Genomic DNA, 20,640 nt, shown 5'->3' with positions numbered 1-20,640 from the left:
AGCGCACAGCCTTACCACGCAATGGTCCTAAGAATGCAGTTTGAACTCTCCCAATTGACGCTGAACGACATCCACTTCTTGTTGGTAATGAATCACCGTGTTGGTCATCTCTGATGCGAGGCTGCCTGTTTTGTCTGAAATTTCATTCAAATTATCAATATCTTGGTCGACGGCTTCGCTGGCTTTCGATTGCTCAGTCGTGGCATTAGCGATGCTATTAATATGTTCGCTCACGGCCTCAATAACATGTTCAAGCTGAGAAACACTGTCTTTTACTGAATTAACCGAGGCAAAAGTATGTTGGCTAGCGTCTGTACTTTTACGCATATTGGTGACAGCAAGAGCCGTGTTGGTTGAAATTTTGTCGAGTAGGGCACTGATGTCCTCAGTGGCTTCTTTACTTCTCTGAGCTAGATCGCGTACTTCCGATGAAACCACAGCAAACCCACGGCCATGTTCACCTGCACGGGCCGACTCAATAGCAGCATTGAGCGCTAATAAATTGGTTTGTTCGGAAATGCTGCCAATCGTGGCTACTATGGTGCTCACACTTTGCGCGTCTTTCTCTAATTCCTCCATGCACTGCTGAGTTTCGTCAATTTGGCTAGAGAGGCTTTGTACATTATCAAACGAAGCTTCACTTTGAGCTAAACACTGCTCAACTTGTTGATTCATCCTTTCCGTTTCAAGTAGAGCACCATTTGCGGAGCCAGCAATGTCGGTACTAGATTGAGTCAGTTGAGTCATGGCCGCGGCGATGCTCGCGCATTTACCTGAAGTATCTTGACTGCTACGTACCAAATGTTGAGAGCCAGAGACAATGGACTCGAGCTTTTCAAGACTATGATCGTTGGTGTTGGTCACGTCCCCCAACAGAATACGTATATTTGTCGTCAGTTGATTCACACTAATGGAAATTTGAGACACTTCATCGTTACCAGATTCATCCAACGATTGGCTGAGGTCACGATTTTTTGACATAGCAGCTAAAGTTTTTGTCGCACTGCCAACCGTAATCCGAAGCATGCGGACACACATGTAGAGGCAACCGATCAGCGTAAGTGACAGAACAATCGTTGTAACTAATGTTAGATTTTGATTGAAAGTGGCATTGTTTTGTTCGCTAACGGAAAGCGCGATCATTTCTTGTTGAATGAGGTTGCGAACGCCATTAATTAACTTGATTCGGCTGGTTGCAGCGGCAAACCAACTTGGTGCGTCTGGGCCTTGAATTGCCCCTAAGGAAGCCTTCTGCGCTAAAAATTGCCGTTGAACATCTTCGACTTGCTTCCAGGCGGAGTGAGATTTTGCCTTATTTAATTCACTGATGAACTCTGCAGGCATGGTTAACGTCGCATTCCGTTCAGCATAACCCCCAGATTGAAGATAGTTTTGAATGTTGCTGTATAACCCTGCCGTTGCGGATTTGCGAGCAAAAACTCCATTTAGCGCACCACGTACTTGCCCCGCACGTTCTTTCATGGTCATTACGGCAATCAGAGATTCACCCAAACCGGTCACTTCAGTGGTACTAATTTGAGAAAGTAACAACGTCGCGTTATCGATCGCAAGTTGATTGATGTTTGAGTAGTAGGCGAATGGAGATAACGTAGGCTGAAGAGTATCTACTTGACGACGAACGTTGCTTAAGTTGTTCAGTTGTTGTTTCACATCTTGCAGTAATTCGTGGGTCATCGAGTCAGAAATGCGAAACGCTGTGTTATTGAGTAAGTTGGAGACATGGACATCGACTTTTTTACGTTGCTCAGCAAGGCTTGTCACTTGTGGGCCTTTGCCTTTACTTCCGAGTACACCTGCGGTTAATCCGCGTTCTACTGCAAGGTTGTGTGCTAAGTTATCGTACAGCACGATAAGCGAAACAACGTCGCTATCTTGCAGTGTTTGTTGGGCTTTGGTATTAAAATGAGAGACAAACGTGAGCGCGATTAATATCGCTAGTACTATAGGTAATCCAGCGATAACCGTTACAGTAACGTATAGCGGAAAACGGCGAAATAGGCTTAGCATAAGCCTCTCCTTCTGACATTGAGCTGATAGATTTTCTACTTGACGTAGTATTTTTCTATTAGCTTAGTCTAATTCTGCCGTTTTACCGTCTCATTATTCTATTCATCCGTTAATTTACTGAATCAATAACTGGTCTTTGATCAAGTTCACTTTTTACACGATTTTCAATTCAAAATTTTGTTTAATCAATCATGTTATTGAAAGAGGTAATTGGTCTTTATCTTTCGTCTTGTTTTTTGAGTTCGGCACTTTTCTTCGTGTTGTTGAACTCGTCGGCTTTTTTGGCTTTGGGGTTAAAAGCATGCGTTTCTCCTTCAACTGAATTTTTGCAAGCAGTCAGTAGAATAAGCATATTTGATGCCATTAAATCACCTAATATAGAGGGTTTTTGGATGCAAAATTGGAATGGACCTAAAGAACATTAGGCAAAACGAGAATAGAACAATCAATTTGGGAATGATATAAAGCCCCCCATAGGTGCATGACAAGTCAGTATATTTTCGTAGTTTGCTATTAGTGTTAAGGGTAAACTGTAAGCTCAATTTTGTAAGGAAACGAATATGTCCCCGCAGTTAGACGCCCAATTCAACACCCGAATTCAGCACATTATCGACACGAAAACTAAACCTGTTGGATCACTTGGCCAATTGGAACAGGTCGCTTTTCAGCTCGCCGTCATTCAAAGCCAAGCTCAACAAAGTGCTGCTGAGACCATTACGCTAACTAAACCAACGATGTTGGTCTTCGTAGGTGATCACGGCATTGCGTCTGAGGGCGTTAGCATTGCGCCTAGTGAAGTGACCCAGCAAATGGTGATGAATTTCTTAGCGGGTGGGGCGGCGATCAATTGTTTTTGTCGTGCAGGCGATATTGAACTGCACGTGGTTGATGCCGGTATATTAGCGCCGCTTGCCGCGCCGGAGTCATTTCCATTAGTTGATTGCTATCACGAGCAGCGTTTGGGGTCAGGTACTGCAAACTTGGCAAAACATGCGGCGATGACGATCAACGATGTAGAAAAAGGCCTAACATTCGGAGCCGACATTGTAGAACACAGCGTTAAAGGGGGAAGCAACTTCCTTATGTTTGGTGAAATGGGGATCGCGAATACATCAAGTGCAACGGCTTTATTATCGGCAGTTACGCAACACCCCGTATCTGAATGCGTTGGAGTTGGCACGGGCATTACCAAAGAGCAATTAAACAAAAAAACACAGCTCATTGAACAAGGCGTTGAAAGATTTCTAAGTCAGTACGATAGAGCAGAGATCAAATACGCTTTGGCGGAATTGGGTGGGTTTGAAATTGTGCAAATGGTGGGCGCATTCATCGCGGCACGCAAGCACAATGTACCGGTATTGGTCGATGGCTTCATTGTGTCTGTTGCCGCTTTAGTCGCAACGTTAATTGATCCATCGTCTAGAGAAACCATGATCTTTGCTCATCACTCTAAAGAAGCGGGACATACAAGAGCATTAGAAGCGTTGCAAGCAAATCCTCTTATTGATCTTGAGTTAAGGTTAGGTGAGGGTACAGGAGCTGCATTGGCGTTTCCTCTCGTAAAAGCAGCTGCTGAGTTTTATAACAACATGGCGAGTTTTGAAAGCGCAGGCGTTACCGTGTAACTCGTGAGTGTTGTCATCGCGACAAGTTAGATAGCTATTTTATAACTAGATAACTAGATAACTAGATAACTAGATAACTGGGCAATCCATTGATACCAGAGAGAGCAATATAATGATTCACTTAGTTCTGGGCGGCGCTCGAAGCGGTAAGTCGAGTTACTCGGAAAAACAGTCGTTAGACATCGCCAGGGATGAAGACAAACAGCTTCATTATATTGCGACAGCCATTTCCTTTGATACTGAAATGGAAAAACGCATAGTGCTGCATCAACAACAACGAGATCATCGTTGGCAACTTCATGAGTGCCCAACCAAGGTGCCAGAAGTACTGGAAAGTTTTACCAGTAAAGACGTCATCTTGGTCGATTGCCTCACATTGTGGCTCAATAATGTGCTGTTTGAGTTAGGCGATGAAGCAAGCAGTGTTGAGATTGAATACCGAGTTGACGAGCTAGTGAGTGAAATAGCGCACTGCAAAGCGGATATTCTATTGGTATCAAACGAAGTGGGGTTAGGGGTTATTCCTATGGGAAAAGTCACTCGAACTTTTGTTGACCATGCGGGTTGGATGAATCAAAAAATCGCCAAAATCGCAACCAATGTCACTTTCGTTGCCGCTGGTCTACCTCTTAAAATGAAGTAAGCGGGAGATCTTGCTGGGTGATCTAACCTAGCTTCTGGTTACTTACCTTACACTTTGTATTTACAATGAGTTAACATGTAGCGGTGTGCCTATTTGTTTGCTGATTGGAGTAACTATGCAAACCGCTATTTTTGAAAACTCATTTCTAAACGACACCTTGAACTTCAAACTGAATGCAACCAAAGGTGTCTACTCACTGTCAAATGGCGCAAAACTAAACATCTTAGCGCGTGGCGTGGCTGAATATGTACCCGAGACTGTCGGTTTAAAAACCAAGCACATTATCATTTCAACGGGTATTCACGGCAATGAAACCGCGCCAATAGAATTAGTCGCTCAAATGGTGGAAGACATCATTAGCGGTTCACTTCAACCTCTTCACCGTTGCTTATTCATTATTGCTCACCCCGAGTCTACCAATGCAGAAACACGGTTTATTGATGAGAATCTCAATCGTTTGTTTGGTGAAAAATCTCCATCACCTCTGGAAGAGCCGGCTAAGGGCGATCCAGCTAAGAAAAACTCAGCCGACGTAGTACCAAAAACAGTTGAGTCAGTAATTGCTGAGGCGTTAAAAGAGTATGTGACTGATTTTTATCACGGCACAGAGGCACATCTACGCTGGCATCTTGACCTGCACTGTGCAATTCGAACGTCACAGCATTATACGTTTGCAGTGAGCCCACATACCGAGCATAAAGTAAGAAGCCAAGAATTATTCACGTTCTTAACTAATTCTAAAATTGAAGCGGCATTGTTGTCTAACGCGGCGAGCAGTACATTTAGCTGGTACTCTGGTCACGTATTTGCGGCGCAAGCATTAACCATGGAACTGGGGCAGGTGGCGAAACTTGGCTGCAATGATTTATCGCGTATTGAAAGCTTCAAGCAAGGCCTAACGGATTTGATTTGCGCCAGTAATTCTGTGCTTAAACACAACGATGGGCAGGGGCTAGACGCCATTAAGCTGTACCGTGTTAATCGTACTATTAACCGAACCCAAGAAGAATTTAGTTTCACTTTTGATAACAAAGTCGCCAATTTCACGGCTTTTTCAATGGGGGAGTTGATAGGGTTTGATGGTGAAACTTTATTGTATGCCGATGCCGAGGGTGAAGCCGTGGTCTTTCCTAACGCCAACGTAGCGATAGGTCAGCGAGCGGCATTGATGGTTGTTGAAGCCGATGGGAAGTTTGAAAACGAACAACTGGTATACAATTGATGTGTTAGGGGTTTTCAATTCTTTACTAAATCGGTAAGGTATCAGCCCCTTTGCTTGAACATGCCCCTATGGACTTTAATCGTTTACTGCTGCAAAAACAAAATCACTGGCGACACAGCTTTATCACCGCTGTCGGGTTATTGGTTTTACTTAGCCTCGCTTACTTGGCGATTGGTGAAGTTTTTATTACGCCAATGAACGTCACAGAGCCCCTTCACCAAATGCTGTTCATGGAATTAAGGTTGCCTCGGTTACTCGCGGCAATCGCCATCGGGTCGGCATTAGCCGTTTCTGGCGCCAGTCTTCAAGTGTTATTAGGTAACTCCCTTGCTGAACCCGGTGTATTAGGGATCTCTGGTGGCGCTAGCCTTGCCATGGTCGTCGTGCTGTTTTTTCTGCCATTTGCGCCTAGCCCCGAGGTATACATGCTTTCGGCGGTGATTGGTTCGCTCGTTTTTACCTTTCTGATCGTGACTGTTGCACAAACCATGCGTCTCAGTACCCCACGCTTATTATTGGTTGGCGTAGCGTTCGGCATATTGTCTAGCGCGGGCGTGACGTGGGCGTTTTACTTTAGTGACGACATGAGTTTACGAATCCTCATGTATTGGTTAATGGGCAGTATAGGTGGCACTAGTTGGCCCCAGCACAGCTTAACCTTAGTGATGATCCCGATTATTATTTGGTTGTGTAGGCAGGGAACAAAGCTCGATAAACTGATGATTGGCGAAGTTCACGCCAAACAGTTGGGTGTGGATGTAGCTAAGCTACGTTGGCAGTTGATCTTTGCGGTGTCTTTGCTGGTGGGCATGTCGGTTGCGTTAGGCGGTATCATCAGTTTTGTTGGTTTGGTTGTTCCTCACTTATTACGTTTGGCGTTTGGGTGTGAAAATCGCTATTTACTGCCTATGTCTGTTATCGCGGGTGCTGCATTACTTGTTTTTGCCGATATTATCGCCCGAATTGCGCTTATCTCAGCTGAATTGCCGTTAGGGGTCGTTACGACGACGATTGGCGCGCCAATCTTTATATGGATGTTATTAAAAAATCATGATTTGCGTTAGTGATTTATCGGTCGGAACTCGCTTGTTACCGCTTTCTTTTGAGGTTGAAAAAGGCGAAATTCTGCATATTATCGGTCCCAATGGCAGTGGTAAAAGTACGTTGTTAGCGGCGATGTCGGGTCTGTTGGAATGTGATGGAAAAATGCAACTTCAAGGTGAAGACGTAGCTAAATTAAGCTTAGATGTGCTTTCAACCAAACGTGCGTATTTGTCGCAGCAGGCAAGACCGGCTTTTTCTTTAAATGTTCATCATTTTTTGTCTTTGTCTGTGCCCGGTATGGCGGAAGAAAACGCCGTAGCCAAAGCTGTGTCTGAAATATGCATTAGATTAAAAGTCGAAGATAAACTGGAACGTTCAGTGAATGAGCTTTCCGGTGGAGAATGGCAACGAGTGCGTCTTGCGGCTTTGTGCATTCAAATATGGCCAACATTGAACCCTTATGGCCAATTATTAATTTTGGACGAACCGGCAGCTCCGTTAGATGTTGGTCAAGAAAGCATGATGTACGAGTTGGTGCAACAGGTAGCGCAGCTGGGTTTAAGCGTGGTTATGGCTAACCATGATCTCAATCGAACGTTGCGTCACGCGGATAAAGTATTGCTGTTGGATAAAGGAGTAGTGAGAGGCTATGGCCGTAGCGAACAAGTGCTGACACCGGCGTTGTTGTCTGATGTTTATCAAACCAAAGTAGAAAAATTGGATTCGGACACACGCTCATATCTATTGTTTGGCTAGATATGTTTACTGCCCGCTGATTCGAACACTGCCGATGTTCACAAAGTGAAAACCGGCAGGGGTATCGGATTAACGTAAAAATTAAACGATCAATGTTTTGCTATTGACCGCTCAAGCATTATCGAATTTTCTGCGGGTAAGTTTCAAAACGTACCCCCATCATTTGCTCCATGCAGTGCACAACCTGACAGCTGTAACCAAATTCATTGTCATACCAGATGTATAGGACGCATCGGTTATCCTGAGCAATCGTCGCCGCGCCATCCACCACACTTGGGTGTCTAGAACCAACAATGTCAGTGGAAACCACTTCGGTAGATTCGGTGTAATCAATTTGGCCAGAGAGCGCCGAATTCAGTGCCATAGCACGTAAATATTCGTTTAACTCATCTTTGTCTACTTGGCTGCCTAAGTTCAAGTTCGCAACGGCCATGGACACATTAGGTGTCGGTACACGAATGGAATTACCGGTCAATTTACCCGTTAATTCAGGCATGGCTTTCGCTACCGCACTCGCAGCCCCTGTCGATGTAAGCACCATATTCAATGAAGCTGAGCGACCACGGCGTTCACCACTATGGAAGTTATCAATCAGGTTCTGATCATTGGTGTATGAATGCACTGTTTCAATGTGGCCGGAAAGCACACCATATTTATCATGTACTGCTTTTAGTACTGGTGTGATGGCATTGGTGGTACAGCTAGCCGCTGAAATAATGGTATCTTCAGGTTGAATCACAGACTCATTTACACCGAATACGATGTTCTTTATGTCACCTTTGCCCGGTGCAGTAAGCAATACTTTACCTGCGCCGTTGCACGCTAAGTGGTTATTCAATCCCTCGCTATCGCGCCAAACACCGGTGTTATCGACCACCAAAGCATCTTTGATTCCGTGAACGCTATAGTCAACTTCTGCTGGGCTGTTAGCGTAGATAAACTGAATGTAATTTCCATTCACGATGAGTGCTTTACGTTCTTCGTCAACCATGATGCTGCCGTTAAAGTTGCCATGGACGGAATCACGGCGCAGTAAGCTAGCGCGTTTGGCTAAGTCACCTTTCTTACCACCACGGACAACAATCGAACGCAGGCGAAGCGGGTATCCTTGGCCGCTCTTTTCTACTAATAAACGAGTGAGTAAGCGACCAATACGGCCAAAACCGTATAAAACGACGTCTTTAGGCTCGGTCATTGGCGCTTGGTTGAGGGGCGTTTCTAATGCTGTTTGGAGGTAATCATCAAGATTGTTTAGGTCATCATGATGTTGCCAATAATCATAAGCCAGTTGGCCAACATCAATGCGGCAAGGAGAAAGCGACATATTGTTCAATTGTTGGATAATAGGCAACGTCTGGTCGGTTGTGATGTCTTGGCCAACATAGCGGCGTGCCAAGCGGTGCGCTTTGATGATATCAATCGTAGAGGCATTGATCATCATGCGGCCAAAGACCGTTACTTCGACGCCTTTGTGACGGTATAGCTGACCAAGGATAGGGGAAATTGCTTCGGAATTAGTTTGGCTTGTTTGCCAATCGAGAAGATAACTTTCAGGACTCATCGCTGTTTGGACCTTTCACGTTTTTGGGCCGTTATTGTTGGGTACAAAGGCGGCCGATTGAGGGATCACTGCTCTGTGAGCAATGTTTTTCTTTTGTTATTTTTATGTGGCGGGATTGTAGGTTTGAAAGGCTTAATCTGCTAGTAAAATTAATGTAGCCAAATTGTTACTTTTTATGGCTATAACAAGCCAGCAGTTTGAAAAGTTATGTTATAACCGCTTAGTTTTATGCGAGGAATGCGTAGTTAATTTGCGATGAAAAATGTAAAGATCACAGTGATAGATAAACAAGTAATAAGTTACATGAACTCACTGTGATCTAAGTCGCCAAAAATGGCGTTGATATTCTAGATAGAGAACGTATTTGCTGACTTAAAATCATTAAAATTAGACAGCTCAAATGTTGTGGGTTGTGCTTTGTTTTCAGGTTGTTTTTGGGCCGATTCTGTTTTAATCGTTGCGAGTGAATTCGCATTTTTGTGATCTGAAAAGTAAGCATCTGTCTCACTAACATGGCGTTGTACCACTTGGCTACTTGCGCTGCTAGCATCAGAAACATTGCCATCGTTCGGCGTGTAGCTGATGTACGCTGCAGTAATCGCTGCGGATAGATAAAACGCTAAGCCGGTTTGTTTACGCAGCGCTCGTTTGAATCGGGTTCGTTTACTTTCTGCTGATGTCTTCATAGTCGCCCTCAATCACGTTTGAATCAGAATTGAACGGTTGCTGCTTCTGCATTTTACTTTGTAGGCGTTTGCCCGTAATTAACGCAGCAATGCCAATAAACACCGCCATAAATAGGCCGGTAAACAAAGTGATAAGTCCAACAAACAGTGAAGCAACAGTAAGTAATATTCTTTTCATAGTTCCTCATCAATCAACAAAGCTAACAATGTGTAGCTGTTAGAGCCTATCTTACGCAAAGTTATCTGAATGGCAGATGAACTGTTTATTCAACTTTGCTCTGAAGGTCATCTACTTTTGTGCGTGTTTAGCATCAGCAATACGTGGCTAATTTGGACTTTGGTCACAATTGTGTTGCTGTTCAAGGGTAAAAGGCGCAAAATGGCGCACTTTTGTTGAGCACCTTCAACTAAATTCCTTTACTGAGATTTTTATATGAGTTTTTCCTCTTTGGGGCTATGCCCATCTATCCTGAAAGCAATCGAAGAACAAGGCTATGATAAGCCGTCGCCGATCCAAGAAAAGGCGATCCCTGCAGTAATTTCAGGTCAAGATGTCATGGCAGCTGCGCAAACAGGTACGGGTAAAACTGCCGGTTTTACATTGCCGATACTAGAGCGTTTAGCAAAAGGCCAAAGAGCAAAAAGCAATCATGTTCGTGCTTTGGTATTAACACCAACGCGTGAGCTAGCAGCTCAAGTAAATGGCAGTGTTGTAAAATACGGCAAATATCTAAACCTGAGCTCAAACGTTATTTTTGGTGGTGTAAAAGCGAACCCACAAATGATGAAGTTGCGTCAAGGTTCAGATGTCTTGGTTGCAACCCCGGGTCGTTTGATGGATCTGCATCAGCAAAACGCGGTTAAGTTTTCTCAAGTTGAAGTGTTGGTACTAGATGAAGCCGACCGTATGCTTGATATGGGTTTCATCCGCGATATTCGCAAGATCCTTAACCTGCTACCAAAGAACCGTCAAAATTTGCTGTTCTCAGCGACGTTTTCAGACAGCATTCGTGAACTGGCTAAAGGCTTGGTTAAGAACCCGGTTGAGATTTCAGTTAGCCCGCGTAACGCAACAGCAAAAACCGTTGAGCAGTTTATCTACCCAGTAGACAAGAAACGTAAAGCTCCGGCTTTGGCTCGTTTAGTGAAAGACAATAACTGGCAACAAGTGCTGGTATTCTCTAGAACAAAACACGGTGCCAATAAACTGAGTAAATTTTTAGAAGACGAAGGTATTTCATCTTCTGCAATTCACGGTAATAAGAGCCAAGGCGCACGTATTAAAGCGTTAGAAGGCTTTAAGAATGGCGACGTTCGTGTTCTTGTTGCAACCGATATTGCAGCGCGTGGTCTTGATATCCCGCAATTACCGCAAGTGGTTAACTTCGATTTACCAAACATTGCAGAAGACTACGTACATCGTATTGGACGTACCGGCCGTGCTGGTGAGTCTGGTAAAGCGTATTCTTTAGTGTGTGCTGATGAAGCCGATGACTTGTTTGGCATTGAGCGCTTGATTCAAAAGCTGATCCCACGTGTTGAACTGGAAGGTTTTACACCAGTTAATACACTGCCAGAGTCACGTTTGAATAGTCGTCCGGTCAAAGCGAAAAAGCCGAAGAGAGATCATTCAAGAAACGGTCATCAAGATGGTCAACGTTCTGGTGAAGCAAGACGCGGTCATAAACCTGCGGGCAAAAATAAGCGTCACTTTGGTCACAATGCTAGCCAATCTTCTGGTAACTCAAAAGAAGGTGGTGAAGCAACGGCAAGTGATCACAAGAATAACGGCAGCAACTTTAAAAAATCGCCAAAGCCTGCTGGCCAAGGTAAACCACGTTCAGGTAATAAGCCTAGCGGAAATGGTAATGGCCAACAGCGTCGCCGTAAGCCACAGCAGAGCGCTAGCTAATTCAGCAAGAAGTTAGCTCAGGACGTCATTAAAAGAAAATATTAAAGCAGTAACTTAGGTTGCTGCTTTTTTTGTGCCTGTCGTCTTAACATCAATTACCTTGGCTTTCTCGGCTCGTTTTTTTGCATAACATTTAGGTTTTCTTGGGCATTGAGCACCACGTGAACAAATCAAACGTGCTCGGTTATCGATGCCGCGTTCAATCCAGTTAATGTTCAAAATACGCGCTACGGTCATCAAAAGCTTACGCACTTTTAACGGAATAACGGCAGTGCCGCCGTTTTCGACACAAGCGTCTTTTAAAATATTAGCGATGGCGACGGCGTCGTGCCCTTGAGCTGAAATGGCTGGGTTTAAATCAACACCGCTGCACAGGACGTGCGGGTTACCGGCTAAATCTTGAACCTTAACCGACTCACAGCAATAAATGTGGGGCACATTGTTTTGGTGAAGGATCGAAATTTGAGCAACGCTGGTATTAAAGTCTTTATCCTTAGTCACCATACGAAAGACCGACCAATGTTGGCATGGGTCTTCCACCATTTTCATGTTGCCCCAAGGTAGCGGTATACCATTACCGCGATACACGGCTTTAAGTTTTCCTGGGTTATAGGCGTCGAAATAGTGCCAATGTGGGTACGGAGACACCGCTGTCATACGGCGCATGACAATGGATTCCGACACGCCAGCAAGTTTGGCGACACTTAACTCGTAACCGTTACGATCAAGCAACTGCCTGAATGGGACTCGAGGGCAGAGCAGCGCACCTGCAAAAAATGAACATTCGAAATCACGCCATGCATGCAGGATCTTAGTCGAATCAAGTTCTACCGAACCTTGTTTTTCGTCTCGGATGCCATAACTTGGGTTGCTGTCTGCCACCACCATACTTTTTTCGCCGTCACCATCGTGAAGTACCATATGACCAATATTGACGGCGATATCGTATTTTAACCTGATCTCATCTTTCTTGAGCATGGTATTGAGGTGCAGGGTGTTTGGTGCTTCAAAGTACGAGCGCACAACACGTTGTCGTTCGGTTGAATCGGCTTTGTTTCGCAGCGTGCCTCGAACATTGTCGTCAGTGACACTTTGCGGTGCCTCTTTAAACCACTTAATGTTTAGCCCAATATCAGTGCAGATTTCCATGAGATCAGAAACGCTTAACGGCATGCGCTTTTTCCCCACTTCTTCAGCAGCGCGTTCGAGATCGGGAAAATGGTTTTGGTGGTGCTCTTGGTGCGCACGAATTAACAGATGGGCAAATTGCCTGCCGGTGGTGCCTGTTTGCGCCAGCATTTCAGGAATGGCTATTTGTAGAATCTCATTGGAAAACAAAAAGCTCGGCTCTAGCGCCATACCGCGAATACCGCCGCGAGTGCCTTTTTCCGGCACCATGTCTTGCTGCTCTTCGGCATCATCAAGAAACCATTTCACTTCTTTTTGAAAAACGGCGGCGATCACTTCCAACATTTCTTCACTGGGAACGCGCTTTCCACGTTCAATCATCGAAAGATAAGAAACTGATGGCGCATACTCGGCATCCAGTTTTATACACCTTGAAGAAAGATCATCCAAAGTTAAATGGTTACGTTTCCGTAGGTTACGTATCTTTGTACCTAGAAAATGGGACTGACGGAATAGACTTTTGTTAGCTTTCATATTGTAAAATTCACACTGTGTAATTTTCTTTGTGAAATTTTAGTTATTTTTTAGTTAAAGTAAAAGCGTAAAAGATAACAAGTGAGCAATTAGTATCCAAATAGAGAACTAAGTCACTGAATGAGAAAGTTAACTCGATGTAAACAACATCGAATCAAGGATGAAAAGGAAGGAAGCCATGAACTTACCACTTACAAAGGAATGTCAAATCCATCAGGGCTTCTATCAGTTTGTGAACGAAGAAGTACTACCACTAGCGGGCATGAATGCCGACAAGTTTTGGAAAGATCTAACAAATCTAATTAACGATCTTACCCCAACGAATCAGGCTTTGTTGCAAACGCGTAGTGACCTACAACATAAAATAAATGAGTTTCACAAACAGCACCGTTCATTCAGTTCACAGCAGTATCAAGCGTTTTTAACAGAAATCGGATACCTAGAAGAAGAAGGCGATGATTTTCAAATAGAAACAGAAAACGTTGATGACGAAATTGCAAAAATCGCCGGCCCTCAACTTGTAGTGCCAGTAAAAAATGCGCGCTTTGCTTTGAATGCAGCCAATGCGCGCTGGGGTAGCCTGTACGACGCACTGTATGGCACCGACGTAATTAACCAAAAAGAAGCAGGCTTGCAACCGGGTAAAAAATACAACCCGGCTCGTGGCAAGCGCGTAATTGGATACGCAAAAGACTTTTTAGACCAAGCATTTCCACTGAGTGAGGGATCTCATCACGATGTTGAAAGCTACACCGTATATTTCAAAAACCTGTTGGCTTATTTCCCTGATGGCAGCCAGACCGGGCTTAAAAAACCGGGACAATTTGTGGCTGCCAATTCTTTAGAAAGCGAACCAACATCAATTGTATTGAGAAACAACGGTCTGCACGTAGAAATTGTTATTAACAGTGCAGGTGCAATAGGTAGCCAAGACTTAGCGGGTGTAAACGACATTCAAATTGAATCCGCCATGTCTACCATAATGGATTTCGAAGATTCCATTGCAGCGGTAGATGCAGAAGACAAAGTAGACGCTTACCGAAATTGGTTGGGTTTAGTTACCGGGTCACTGTCTGCTGAATTCAGCAAAGGCGGCAAAACGCTAACAAGAAGAATGAATAAAGACCGCACTTACACAGGTAAAAGAGGCGAGGATTACACCTTACACGGTCGCTCTCTGCTGTTAATTCGCAACGTTGGCCACTTGATGTGCAGCGACTTGGTGATTAACGCAGATGGTGAGGAAACACCAGAGGGAATTGTAGATGCCGCAGTTACCGCATTAATTGGAAGCATCGAGCTTAAAAACCGCGAAGCGTGCCGAGTACAAAATAGCCGAACAGGCAGCATTTATATCGTAAAACCGAAAATGCACGGGCCTCAAGAAGTGGCGTTTTCATGCGAACTGTTTGGTCGTGTTGAGCAAATGCTGGGCTTGGAAGAGAACACCATCAAAATCGGCATTATGGATGAAGAGCGCCGCACGTCTTTGAATTTGAAAGCGTGTATACGAGAGGCAAAATCTCGAGTGGTGTTCATTAACACCGGATTTTTGGACCGTACTGGTGATGAAATTCACACCAGTATGCAGGCTGGGCCATTTTTGCCAAAAGGCGAGATTAAGAACCAACCTTGGATTAGCGCTTACGAGCAAAATAACGTCGCCATTGGCCTTGCGTGTGGTTTTTCAGGTAAAGCGCAAATCGGTAAAGGAATGTGGGCAATGCCAGATGAAATGTCGCAAATGATGAAGCAGAAAATCGCACACCCTCAGTCCGGTGCAACAACCGCCTGGGTACCATCGCCAACAGCGGCAACGTTACACGCATTGCATTACCACCAAATGAGTGTGTCTCAGCAGCAACAAGCACTTGAGTTTGACCGCCCGAGGCTGCGTAAGCAAATGCTGAAAATTGCACTCATGCCTCAAGAAACACAGCTATCTACAGAAGATGTAGAACGTGAGTTAGAGAACAATATTCAAGGCATTTTAGGTTACGTGGTTCGCTGGATAGAGATGGGCGTTGGCTGTTCAAAAGTGCCAGACATCAACGATGTAGGGTTAATGGAAGACCGAGCAACACTGCGAATTTCGAGCCAACACATAGCTAACTGGCTAACGCACAAGGTATGCAGCAATAGCCAAGTAGAAACCATTTTAGCTCGTATGGCAAAAGTGGTTGATGAACAAAACGCAGGGGCGCCAGGTTACATAGACATGACGCCAGATATAGAAGACAGCCTTGCCTACCAAGCAGCAAGAGCCCTTATTTTTAAAGGCGCGGCGCAACCAAGCGGTTACACCGAACCATTACTGCACGACTATCGTCGGAGAGCTAAAAGCTAAGTACTAAAGGCGAAGTACTAAAAGCGAAGTGAAGAGCCTAGAGCTTAGCACTTAGCACTTAGCACTTAGAGTTTAGGACTTCGAACTTAAAACCAACAACGTCAACGGATTCTAACAAGTCCACCAAGTGAAGCTAAAGAGGGAATACCATGGAAAATTACAGAACGGAAACTAACAACGCAGCGAACACTATCGAGCAGCAAGGCCAAACTTGGGCGGCGATTAACCCTGAATACGTAGCTCGTATGCGTTTGCAAAATCGCTTTCACACAGGTCTAGATATTGCTAAATACACAGCAAAAATCATGCGTGAAGATATGGAATCTTACGACCAAGATTCGGCTAAATACACGCAGTCTCTAGGTTGCTGGCATGGTTTTATCGGCCAACAAAAAATGATTTCGGTTAAGAAGCACTTTGAAACTACACGTGGTCGCTACCTTTACCTTTCAGGTTGGATGGTTGCAGCGCTTCGTTCAGAGTTTGGTCCACTGCCTGACCAATCAATGCACGAAAAAACCACCGTGCCAATGTTGATTGAAGAGCTTTATACGTTCCTGAAACAAGCAGATGCACGTGAGCTTAACCACCTTTACAAAGATCTAGACGCAGCCCGTGACTCTGGTGACACGGTAAAAGCGCAAGCAGTTCAAAACCAAATCGACAACTTTGAAACACACGTTGTGCCAATTGTAGCGGATATCGATGCTGGCTTTGGTAACGAAGAAGCAACGTACTTACTTGCGAAGAAAATGATTGAAGCAGGTGCATGTTGTATTCAAATTGAAAACCAAGTATCGGATGCAAAACAATGTGGTCACCAAGACGGTAAAGTAACGGTTCCACATGAAGATTTCTTGGCGAAAATCAATGCGGTTCGTTACGCATTCCTAGAAATGGGCGTTGATGATGGGGTTATCGTGGCGCGTACCGATTCACTAGGTGCTGGTCTTACGCAAAAAATTCCAGTATCTCAATCTCCTGGTGATTTGGCTGAGCAATACAATGCATTCATCGATGGCCAAGAAATTACGTCTTTGTCTGAGCTAGAAACCGGCGATATGGTTCTGAAGCAAGGTGAGCAATACATTAAACCGACGCGTCTTCCAAATGGCTTGGTGCGCTTTAAGCCAGATACAGGCGAAGATCGTGTGGTACTAGATTGCATTACTTCGTTGCAAAACGGTGCGGATCTACTTTGGATTGAAACTGAAAAACCAAACGTAGAGCAAATTGCAGGCATGGTTAACCGTATTCGTGAGGTAATTCCAAATGCGAAACTGGTTTACAACAACAGCCCGTCGTTTAACTGGACAATGAGCTTCCGTCAGCAAATCTTTGATGCATGGAATGAAGAAGGTAAAGACGTATCAGCTTACGACCGCAATCAACTGATGAGCAGCGTGTACGATGAGTCTGACCTAGCAAGAGCGGCGGATGAGAAAATCCAAAGCTTCCAACGTGATGCAGCGCGAGATGCGGGTATTTTCCACCACCTAATTACGCTACCAACGTACCATACCGCTGCGCTTTCAACAGATAACCTAGCGAAAGACTACTTCGGTGAGCAAGGCATGTTGGCTTACGTTAAAGAAGTTCAACGTAAAGAAATTCGTCAGTCATTGGCATCGGTTAAACACCAAGATATGTCAGGCTCTAACATTGGTGATGACCATAAAGAGTACTTCTCTGGTGAACAGGCACTGAAAGCGTCCGGTGAAAACAATACGATGAACCAGTTTGCTTAACCGTAAGGTCGCGTAAACGAAAGCTAACAGACGTTTAAGAATAAGAATGGAGAGGAGTGTGCGTTAATCGCCAGCCAATAATGTACTGAGACTTCATTGTTAAAAAGCCAACCTATTATCAGGTTGGCTTTTATTTTTTCTGTAAGCTTTGGGTTATTTAACCAGCTTTGCCAAATCAGCAGGGCGGTAGTAAACCGATTTTAAAACCTTACCTTGGCGAATGGTTTTGCTGTCTGTTGTTACGTCTTTCGCACATTTTGCGATAACGTAATTTCCTTTAGTCACCGACATCAGCTCAATATCTTGCTTCGCGTAGAATTCTTGCGTGTCTAAAAATTCCTGCTCATTGCGGCATACTTTACTCATGTTGCTAGAGTGAACTTCATCCCAGCAAGGTGTGAAGTCAATACCACGGTTGGCAGCAACGTGAAGCAATAGGTCGATCAAGTAGCTAATGGCAAGGTTGTCTTCCATTTTGCTGTGGCCTAAATGCACTAGGCGACCAACCAAAACATAAACAGAATCGATGATGGCATCTGCTTGTTCTACTTTACAATCGGCTTCTGCAAGCTCAGTTAGCTCTTCAATCGCAAGAGATGAGTGCAGTTGATCCGCTTTAGCATCAAGGCTTGCCGCGTCGTTTACTGGAAGATCGAACGTTGAACGGAATTCAGTGATGTCGCGGTAAAGGTGATCGTACAGTTCTTGTGTAAGCAGAGTCAGTTGCATAGTTTTGAGTTCCAAAATTTTTTCCGCATACTAGCAGATTAAGGCAATCGAGATAACCGTCTGCATCAACTTTTTTAGTTAAAGCGATTCAAAATCTTGTTAGATCAAGGCAGTATGATCATCATAGGGAATGACGGATCTTAGCCTGAGAGAAAGGGAGCATGAAAATGACCAGTATTATTAATGAACAAGCATTAACCGACTACGTATTAGAGTCTCGTGGAAGCGATCAAAGCTATCCATTTGGCCCTGAGGCTAGCGTGTTCAAAGTGCGTGACAAGATGTTTGCGCTTATTGCTTTTCACAAGGAAAAACTGTGTATCACATTGAAAGCCACTCCCGCAGATGTAGAAGTACTCACCGAACAATTTGATGCCATCATTCCCGGGTATCATATGAACAAAAAGCATTGGATTACCGTTACAATGGAAGGTGATGTCAGTGAGGGAATGATTAAAGATCTGGTTGATGGGTCGTATAAGTTGGTGGTGTCTAAATTGCCGAAAGTTCAGCGTGAGGCTTTGCTGGCAAAATAAACTGACCCAGCAGGGCGCTAGGTCAGTAACAATAAATTAATAATAAAAGTCGGTGTTTAGTAACGCTTTTGAGACAAGTAGCGTACGCGGAACTGCTTGCCTTTCAGTTTACCTGCTTCCAATTTCTTGAATGCTTTTTTCGCTACGCTTTTTTTCACGGCAACGTATGCGCTTACTGCTGTTACGTTAATTTTGCCAACGTCAGTACCTGCAATGCCATTTTCGCCCGTTAGCGCGCCTAAAATGTCACCTGGGCGTACTTTGTCTTTCTTGCCGCCGTCGATTTGCATCGTGATCATCTGAGCTTGGTACGGTTCGTTATCGAAGTACTTCTCGCTCGGTAGAGCAGAAGGCATGATCGCGGTGTCCATGTACTCATCAATTTGAGCCACTTTGTAGCTTTCTTTTTCGGTAAATAGGCTACATGCAATGCCTTTCGCGCCAGCACGGCCAGTACGACCAATGCGGTGAACGTGCGTTTCAGCGTCACGGGCCAATTGGAAGTTGATGACCGCATCTAGGTTTTCAACGTCTAGGCCACGAGCTGCGACGTCGGTTGCAACTAAGATAGAAGCACTCTTGTTTGCAAACTGCAGTAACGCTTGGTCACGTTCACGTTGTTCTAAGTCACCATGTAACGCGATAACACTGAAGCCGTAATGTGCCAGTTCATCGGCCACTTCTTGCGCGTCTTTTTTCATGTTACAGAACACAACCGCAGATTCAGGTTGGTGCTGAAGAAGAAGTAAACGGGTTACATCTAGACGGTGTTCGAAGTCGTCTACTTTGTAAAAACGCTGTGCAATGGTCGAGTTATCATGTGTCGCTTCTACTTTAATCAGCGTTGGCTTGTTCATGATACGTTTAGCAACAGACTCAATAGCTGAAGGGTACGTTGCACTAAATAGCAGTGTTTGGCGATCGGTTGGTGCTTCATCAATGATGGCATCTAGTGCATCTTGGAAGCCCATTTCTAACATGCGATCGGCTTCATCAAGCACTAACGTGTTCAATTCGCTTAAATCGATGCGATCTTTTTGTAGGTGATCCAGAATACGGCCCGGGGTACCAACCAAAATATGAGCGCCATGTTCTAAAGAACCAATTTGCGGGCCCATTGGCATACCGCCACATAATGTCAGCACTTTAATGTTGTGAACCGCACGAGCCAGTTTACGAATTTCTTTTGCCACTTGGTCTGCTAGTTCGCGAGTCGGGCATAACACCAAGGTTTGCACGCGGAAGCGCTTCACGTTCAGGTTTTGTAGAAGACCAAGACCAAACGCAGCCGTTTTACCCGAGCCAGTTTTACCCTGACCAATCACGTCTTTTCCTTCAAGGATAAGAGGCAGGCTTTCTGCCTGAATTTGTGTCATGTGCTCGTAACCTAAAGAATCAAGGTTGCTAGCTAATTCAGGTTTCAGGTTTAGTTGAGAAAACGGTAATTGGCTCAAAGTGGCTTCCTACTGTGGTACAAAAGAATATGGAGGTGGAAAGTAACGACCTACACGCAATATTGCAAACGTTAATTAGTCTAAAGCAGCAAATAACTTACCTAGGCTTGGCATTAACTCAATAAGTAAGGAAACAGCTTACGCCTATCTTCAGAAGTCAGTGATTCTACTCGGGCGATATTCGTGTCTGGAATGTCTTCAGGGTTAGGGTAATGCTTCAAAACTTTTGCCATACTTTCTTCACGGATCAGGTGAAATAATGGATACGGAGAACGGTTGGTCAGGTTTTCTGCATCTTCAGGATCGGTGCCGCCAAAGCAGTAGTCTGGATGAAAAGTCGCAACTTGGAAAATACCATCCCAGCCTTGTTGCTTGATTAACGCTTCAACCCAATCAATGAACAAGTTGTAGTCGAAAAAATCTTGCAGCATATTTGGCACGGTAACGATCGTGGTTTCAAGATCTTCGGCCTTAGTTGAATCCAATTCCATCAACCAAGCCAAAATGTCTTCAAGTAGGGCTTGTTCTTCAGTGGCATGGCTGATCGCAATTTTAATCTGCTTATTGCGGTTTGGTTTGGCTGCAAATGGGCATAAATTGAGCCCAATGACGACATCCTCTAGCCATTGGTTTACTTGAGCATGAATGTTTTGATCTTCCGGTGTCATGGTGGTTGGCATAAAGCGA

18 protein-coding genes are annotated in these 20,640 nt (G+C 44.5%); 9 read left to right on the top strand and 9 right to left on the bottom strand.

Translation table 11 applies throughout. The features are described 5' to 3' along the window. Window positions 1–27 precede the first annotated feature (27 nt). Both QWZ04_RS02895 and QWZ04_RS02890 read right to left on the bottom strand, forming a co-directional pair. Window positions 28–2,028 carry a methyl-accepting chemotaxis protein gene (locus QWZ04_RS02895; protein WP_290324744.1) on the bottom strand — a complete coding sequence of 667 codons (2,001 nt, stop codon included), beginning with the start codon at window positions 2,026–2,028 and terminating at the stop codon, window positions 28–30. A gap of 217 nt (window positions 2,029–2,245) precedes the next feature. Continuing rightward, window positions 2,246–2,392 (bottom strand): hypothetical protein, encoded by a 147-nt coding sequence (locus tag QWZ04_RS02890; protein WP_290324743.1) that lies wholly within the window; start codon window positions 2,390–2,392, stop codon window positions 2,246–2,248. A 196-nt stretch (window positions 2,393–2,588) separates the two neighbouring features. Between QWZ04_RS02890 and cobT the strand changes: the two genes are divergently transcribed. The 5 genes from cobT (at window position 2,589) to btuD (ending at window position 7,318) form a co-directional block, all read left to right on the top strand. Further along, window positions 2,589–3,653, top strand: a complete 1,065-nt coding sequence (gene cobT / locus QWZ04_RS02885) for a nicotinate-nucleotide--dimethylbenzimidazole phosphoribosyltransferase (protein WP_290324742.1) — start codon at window positions 2,589–2,591, stop codon at window positions 3,651–3,653. A 109-nt stretch (window positions 3,654–3,762) separates the two neighbouring features. Continuing rightward, entirely contained in the window at window positions 3,763–4,296 is a 534-nt protein-coding gene (cobU, locus tag QWZ04_RS02880) for a bifunctional adenosylcobinamide kinase/adenosylcobinamide-phosphate guanylyltransferase (protein WP_290324783.1), read from the top strand. A 115-nt stretch (window positions 4,297–4,411) separates the two neighbouring features. Further along, entirely contained in the window at window positions 4,412–5,518 is a 1,107-nt protein-coding gene (locus QWZ04_RS02875) for a succinylglutamate desuccinylase (RefSeq protein ID WP_290324741.1), read from the top strand. A gap of 68 nt (window positions 5,519–5,586) precedes the next feature. Beyond that, entirely contained in the window at window positions 5,587–6,582 is a 996-nt protein-coding gene (gene btuC, locus QWZ04_RS02870) for a vitamin B12 ABC transporter permease BtuC (RefSeq protein ID WP_290324781.1), read from the top strand. Next, window positions 6,569–7,318: a vitamin B12 ABC transporter ATP-binding protein BtuD gene (btuD, locus tag QWZ04_RS02865; protein WP_290324739.1), complete on the top strand. Its 750-nt coding sequence runs from the start codon at window positions 6,569–6,571 to the stop codon at window positions 7,316–7,318. The genes btuC and btuD overlap by 14 nt, the downstream gene beginning before the upstream one ends. Before the next feature lie 118 nt (window positions 7,319–7,436). Here btuD and QWZ04_RS02860 read toward each other — a convergent pair whose 3' ends face one another. The 3 genes from QWZ04_RS02860 to QWZ04_RS02850 all read right to left on the bottom strand — a co-directional run bounded on the left by QWZ04_RS02860 (window position 7,437) and on the right by QWZ04_RS02850 (window position 9,743). Continuing rightward, window positions 7,437–8,879, bottom strand: a complete 1,443-nt coding sequence (locus QWZ04_RS02860) for a glyceraldehyde-3-phosphate dehydrogenase (RefSeq protein WP_290324736.1) — start codon at window positions 8,877–8,879, stop codon at window positions 7,437–7,439. Between the two features lie 347 nt (window positions 8,880–9,226). Then, a complete protein-coding gene (locus tag QWZ04_RS02855; protein WP_290324734.1) occupies window positions 9,227–9,565 on the bottom strand; it encodes a hypothetical protein in 339 nt (112 codons plus the stop codon). After that, on the bottom strand, window positions 9,543–9,743 hold the full coding sequence (locus tag QWZ04_RS02850) for a hypothetical protein (protein ID WP_102521334.1): 201 nt from the start codon (window positions 9,741–9,743) through the stop codon (window positions 9,543–9,545). Before QWZ04_RS02850 ends, QWZ04_RS02855 begins: the two co-directional genes overlap by 23 nt. A gap of 255 nt (window positions 9,744–9,998) precedes the next feature. On the opposite strand from QWZ04_RS02850, the gene QWZ04_RS02845 reads away from it, so the two are divergent. Continuing rightward, window positions 9,999–11,477, top strand: a complete 1,479-nt coding sequence (locus QWZ04_RS02845) for a DEAD/DEAH box helicase (protein WP_290324729.1) — start codon at window positions 9,999–10,001, stop codon at window positions 11,475–11,477. Between the two features lie 54 nt (window positions 11,478–11,531). Here QWZ04_RS02845 and QWZ04_RS02840 read toward each other — a convergent pair whose 3' ends face one another. Further along, window positions 11,532–13,139: a DUF3612 domain-containing protein gene (locus QWZ04_RS02840; protein ID WP_290324727.1), complete on the bottom strand. Its 1,608-nt coding sequence runs from the start codon at window positions 13,137–13,139 to the stop codon at window positions 11,532–11,534. A gap of 178 nt (window positions 13,140–13,317) precedes the next feature. On the opposite strand from QWZ04_RS02840, the gene QWZ04_RS02835 reads away from it, so the two are divergent. Then, window positions 13,318–15,486, top strand: coding sequence for a malate synthase G (locus QWZ04_RS02835; RefSeq protein WP_290324724.1), 2,169 nt, complete (start codon window positions 13,318–13,320; stop codon window positions 15,484–15,486). A 149-nt stretch (window positions 15,487–15,635) separates the two neighbouring features. After that, window positions 15,636–17,234, top strand: coding sequence for an isocitrate lyase (locus QWZ04_RS02830; protein WP_290324722.1), 1,599 nt, complete (start codon window positions 15,636–15,638; stop codon window positions 17,232–17,234). Between the two features lie 153 nt (window positions 17,235–17,387). Here the strand turns inward: QWZ04_RS02830 and QWZ04_RS02825 are convergent, their stop codons facing one another. Beyond that, window positions 17,388–17,963, bottom strand: a complete 576-nt coding sequence (locus QWZ04_RS02825; RefSeq protein ID WP_102521338.1) for a nucleoside triphosphate pyrophosphohydrolase family protein — start codon at window positions 17,961–17,963, stop codon at window positions 17,388–17,390. Between the two features lie 167 nt (window positions 17,964–18,130). Between QWZ04_RS02825 and QWZ04_RS02820 the strand changes: the two genes are divergently transcribed. Then, window positions 18,131–18,499 carry an MmcQ/YjbR family DNA-binding protein gene (locus tag QWZ04_RS02820; protein ID WP_290324719.1) on the top strand — a complete coding sequence of 123 codons (369 nt, stop codon included), beginning with the start codon at window positions 18,131–18,133 and terminating at the stop codon, window positions 18,497–18,499. Window positions 18,500–18,555: 56 nt separating this feature from the next. Here the strand turns inward: QWZ04_RS02820 and dbpA are convergent, their stop codons facing one another. Further along, window positions 18,556–19,953, bottom strand: coding sequence for an ATP-dependent RNA helicase DbpA (gene dbpA, locus QWZ04_RS02815; protein ID WP_290324718.1), 1,398 nt, complete (start codon window positions 19,951–19,953; stop codon window positions 18,556–18,558). Between the two features lie 113 nt (window positions 19,954–20,066). Next, window positions 20,067–20,633 (bottom strand): DUF1415 domain-containing protein, encoded by a 567-nt coding sequence (locus QWZ04_RS02810; RefSeq protein WP_290324717.1) that lies wholly within the window; start codon window positions 20,631–20,633, stop codon window positions 20,067–20,069. Between the last annotated feature and the right edge of the window lie 7 nt (window positions 20,634–20,640).

This window comes from Vibrio tapetis subsp. quintayensis, from assembly GCF_030409945.1.
Lineage (GTDB): Bacteria > Pseudomonadota > Gammaproteobacteria > Enterobacterales > Vibrionaceae > Vibrio > Vibrio quintayensis.
Note: the sequence above shows the minus strand (reverse complement) of the source record. Positions and strands in the feature narration are given on the sequence as shown.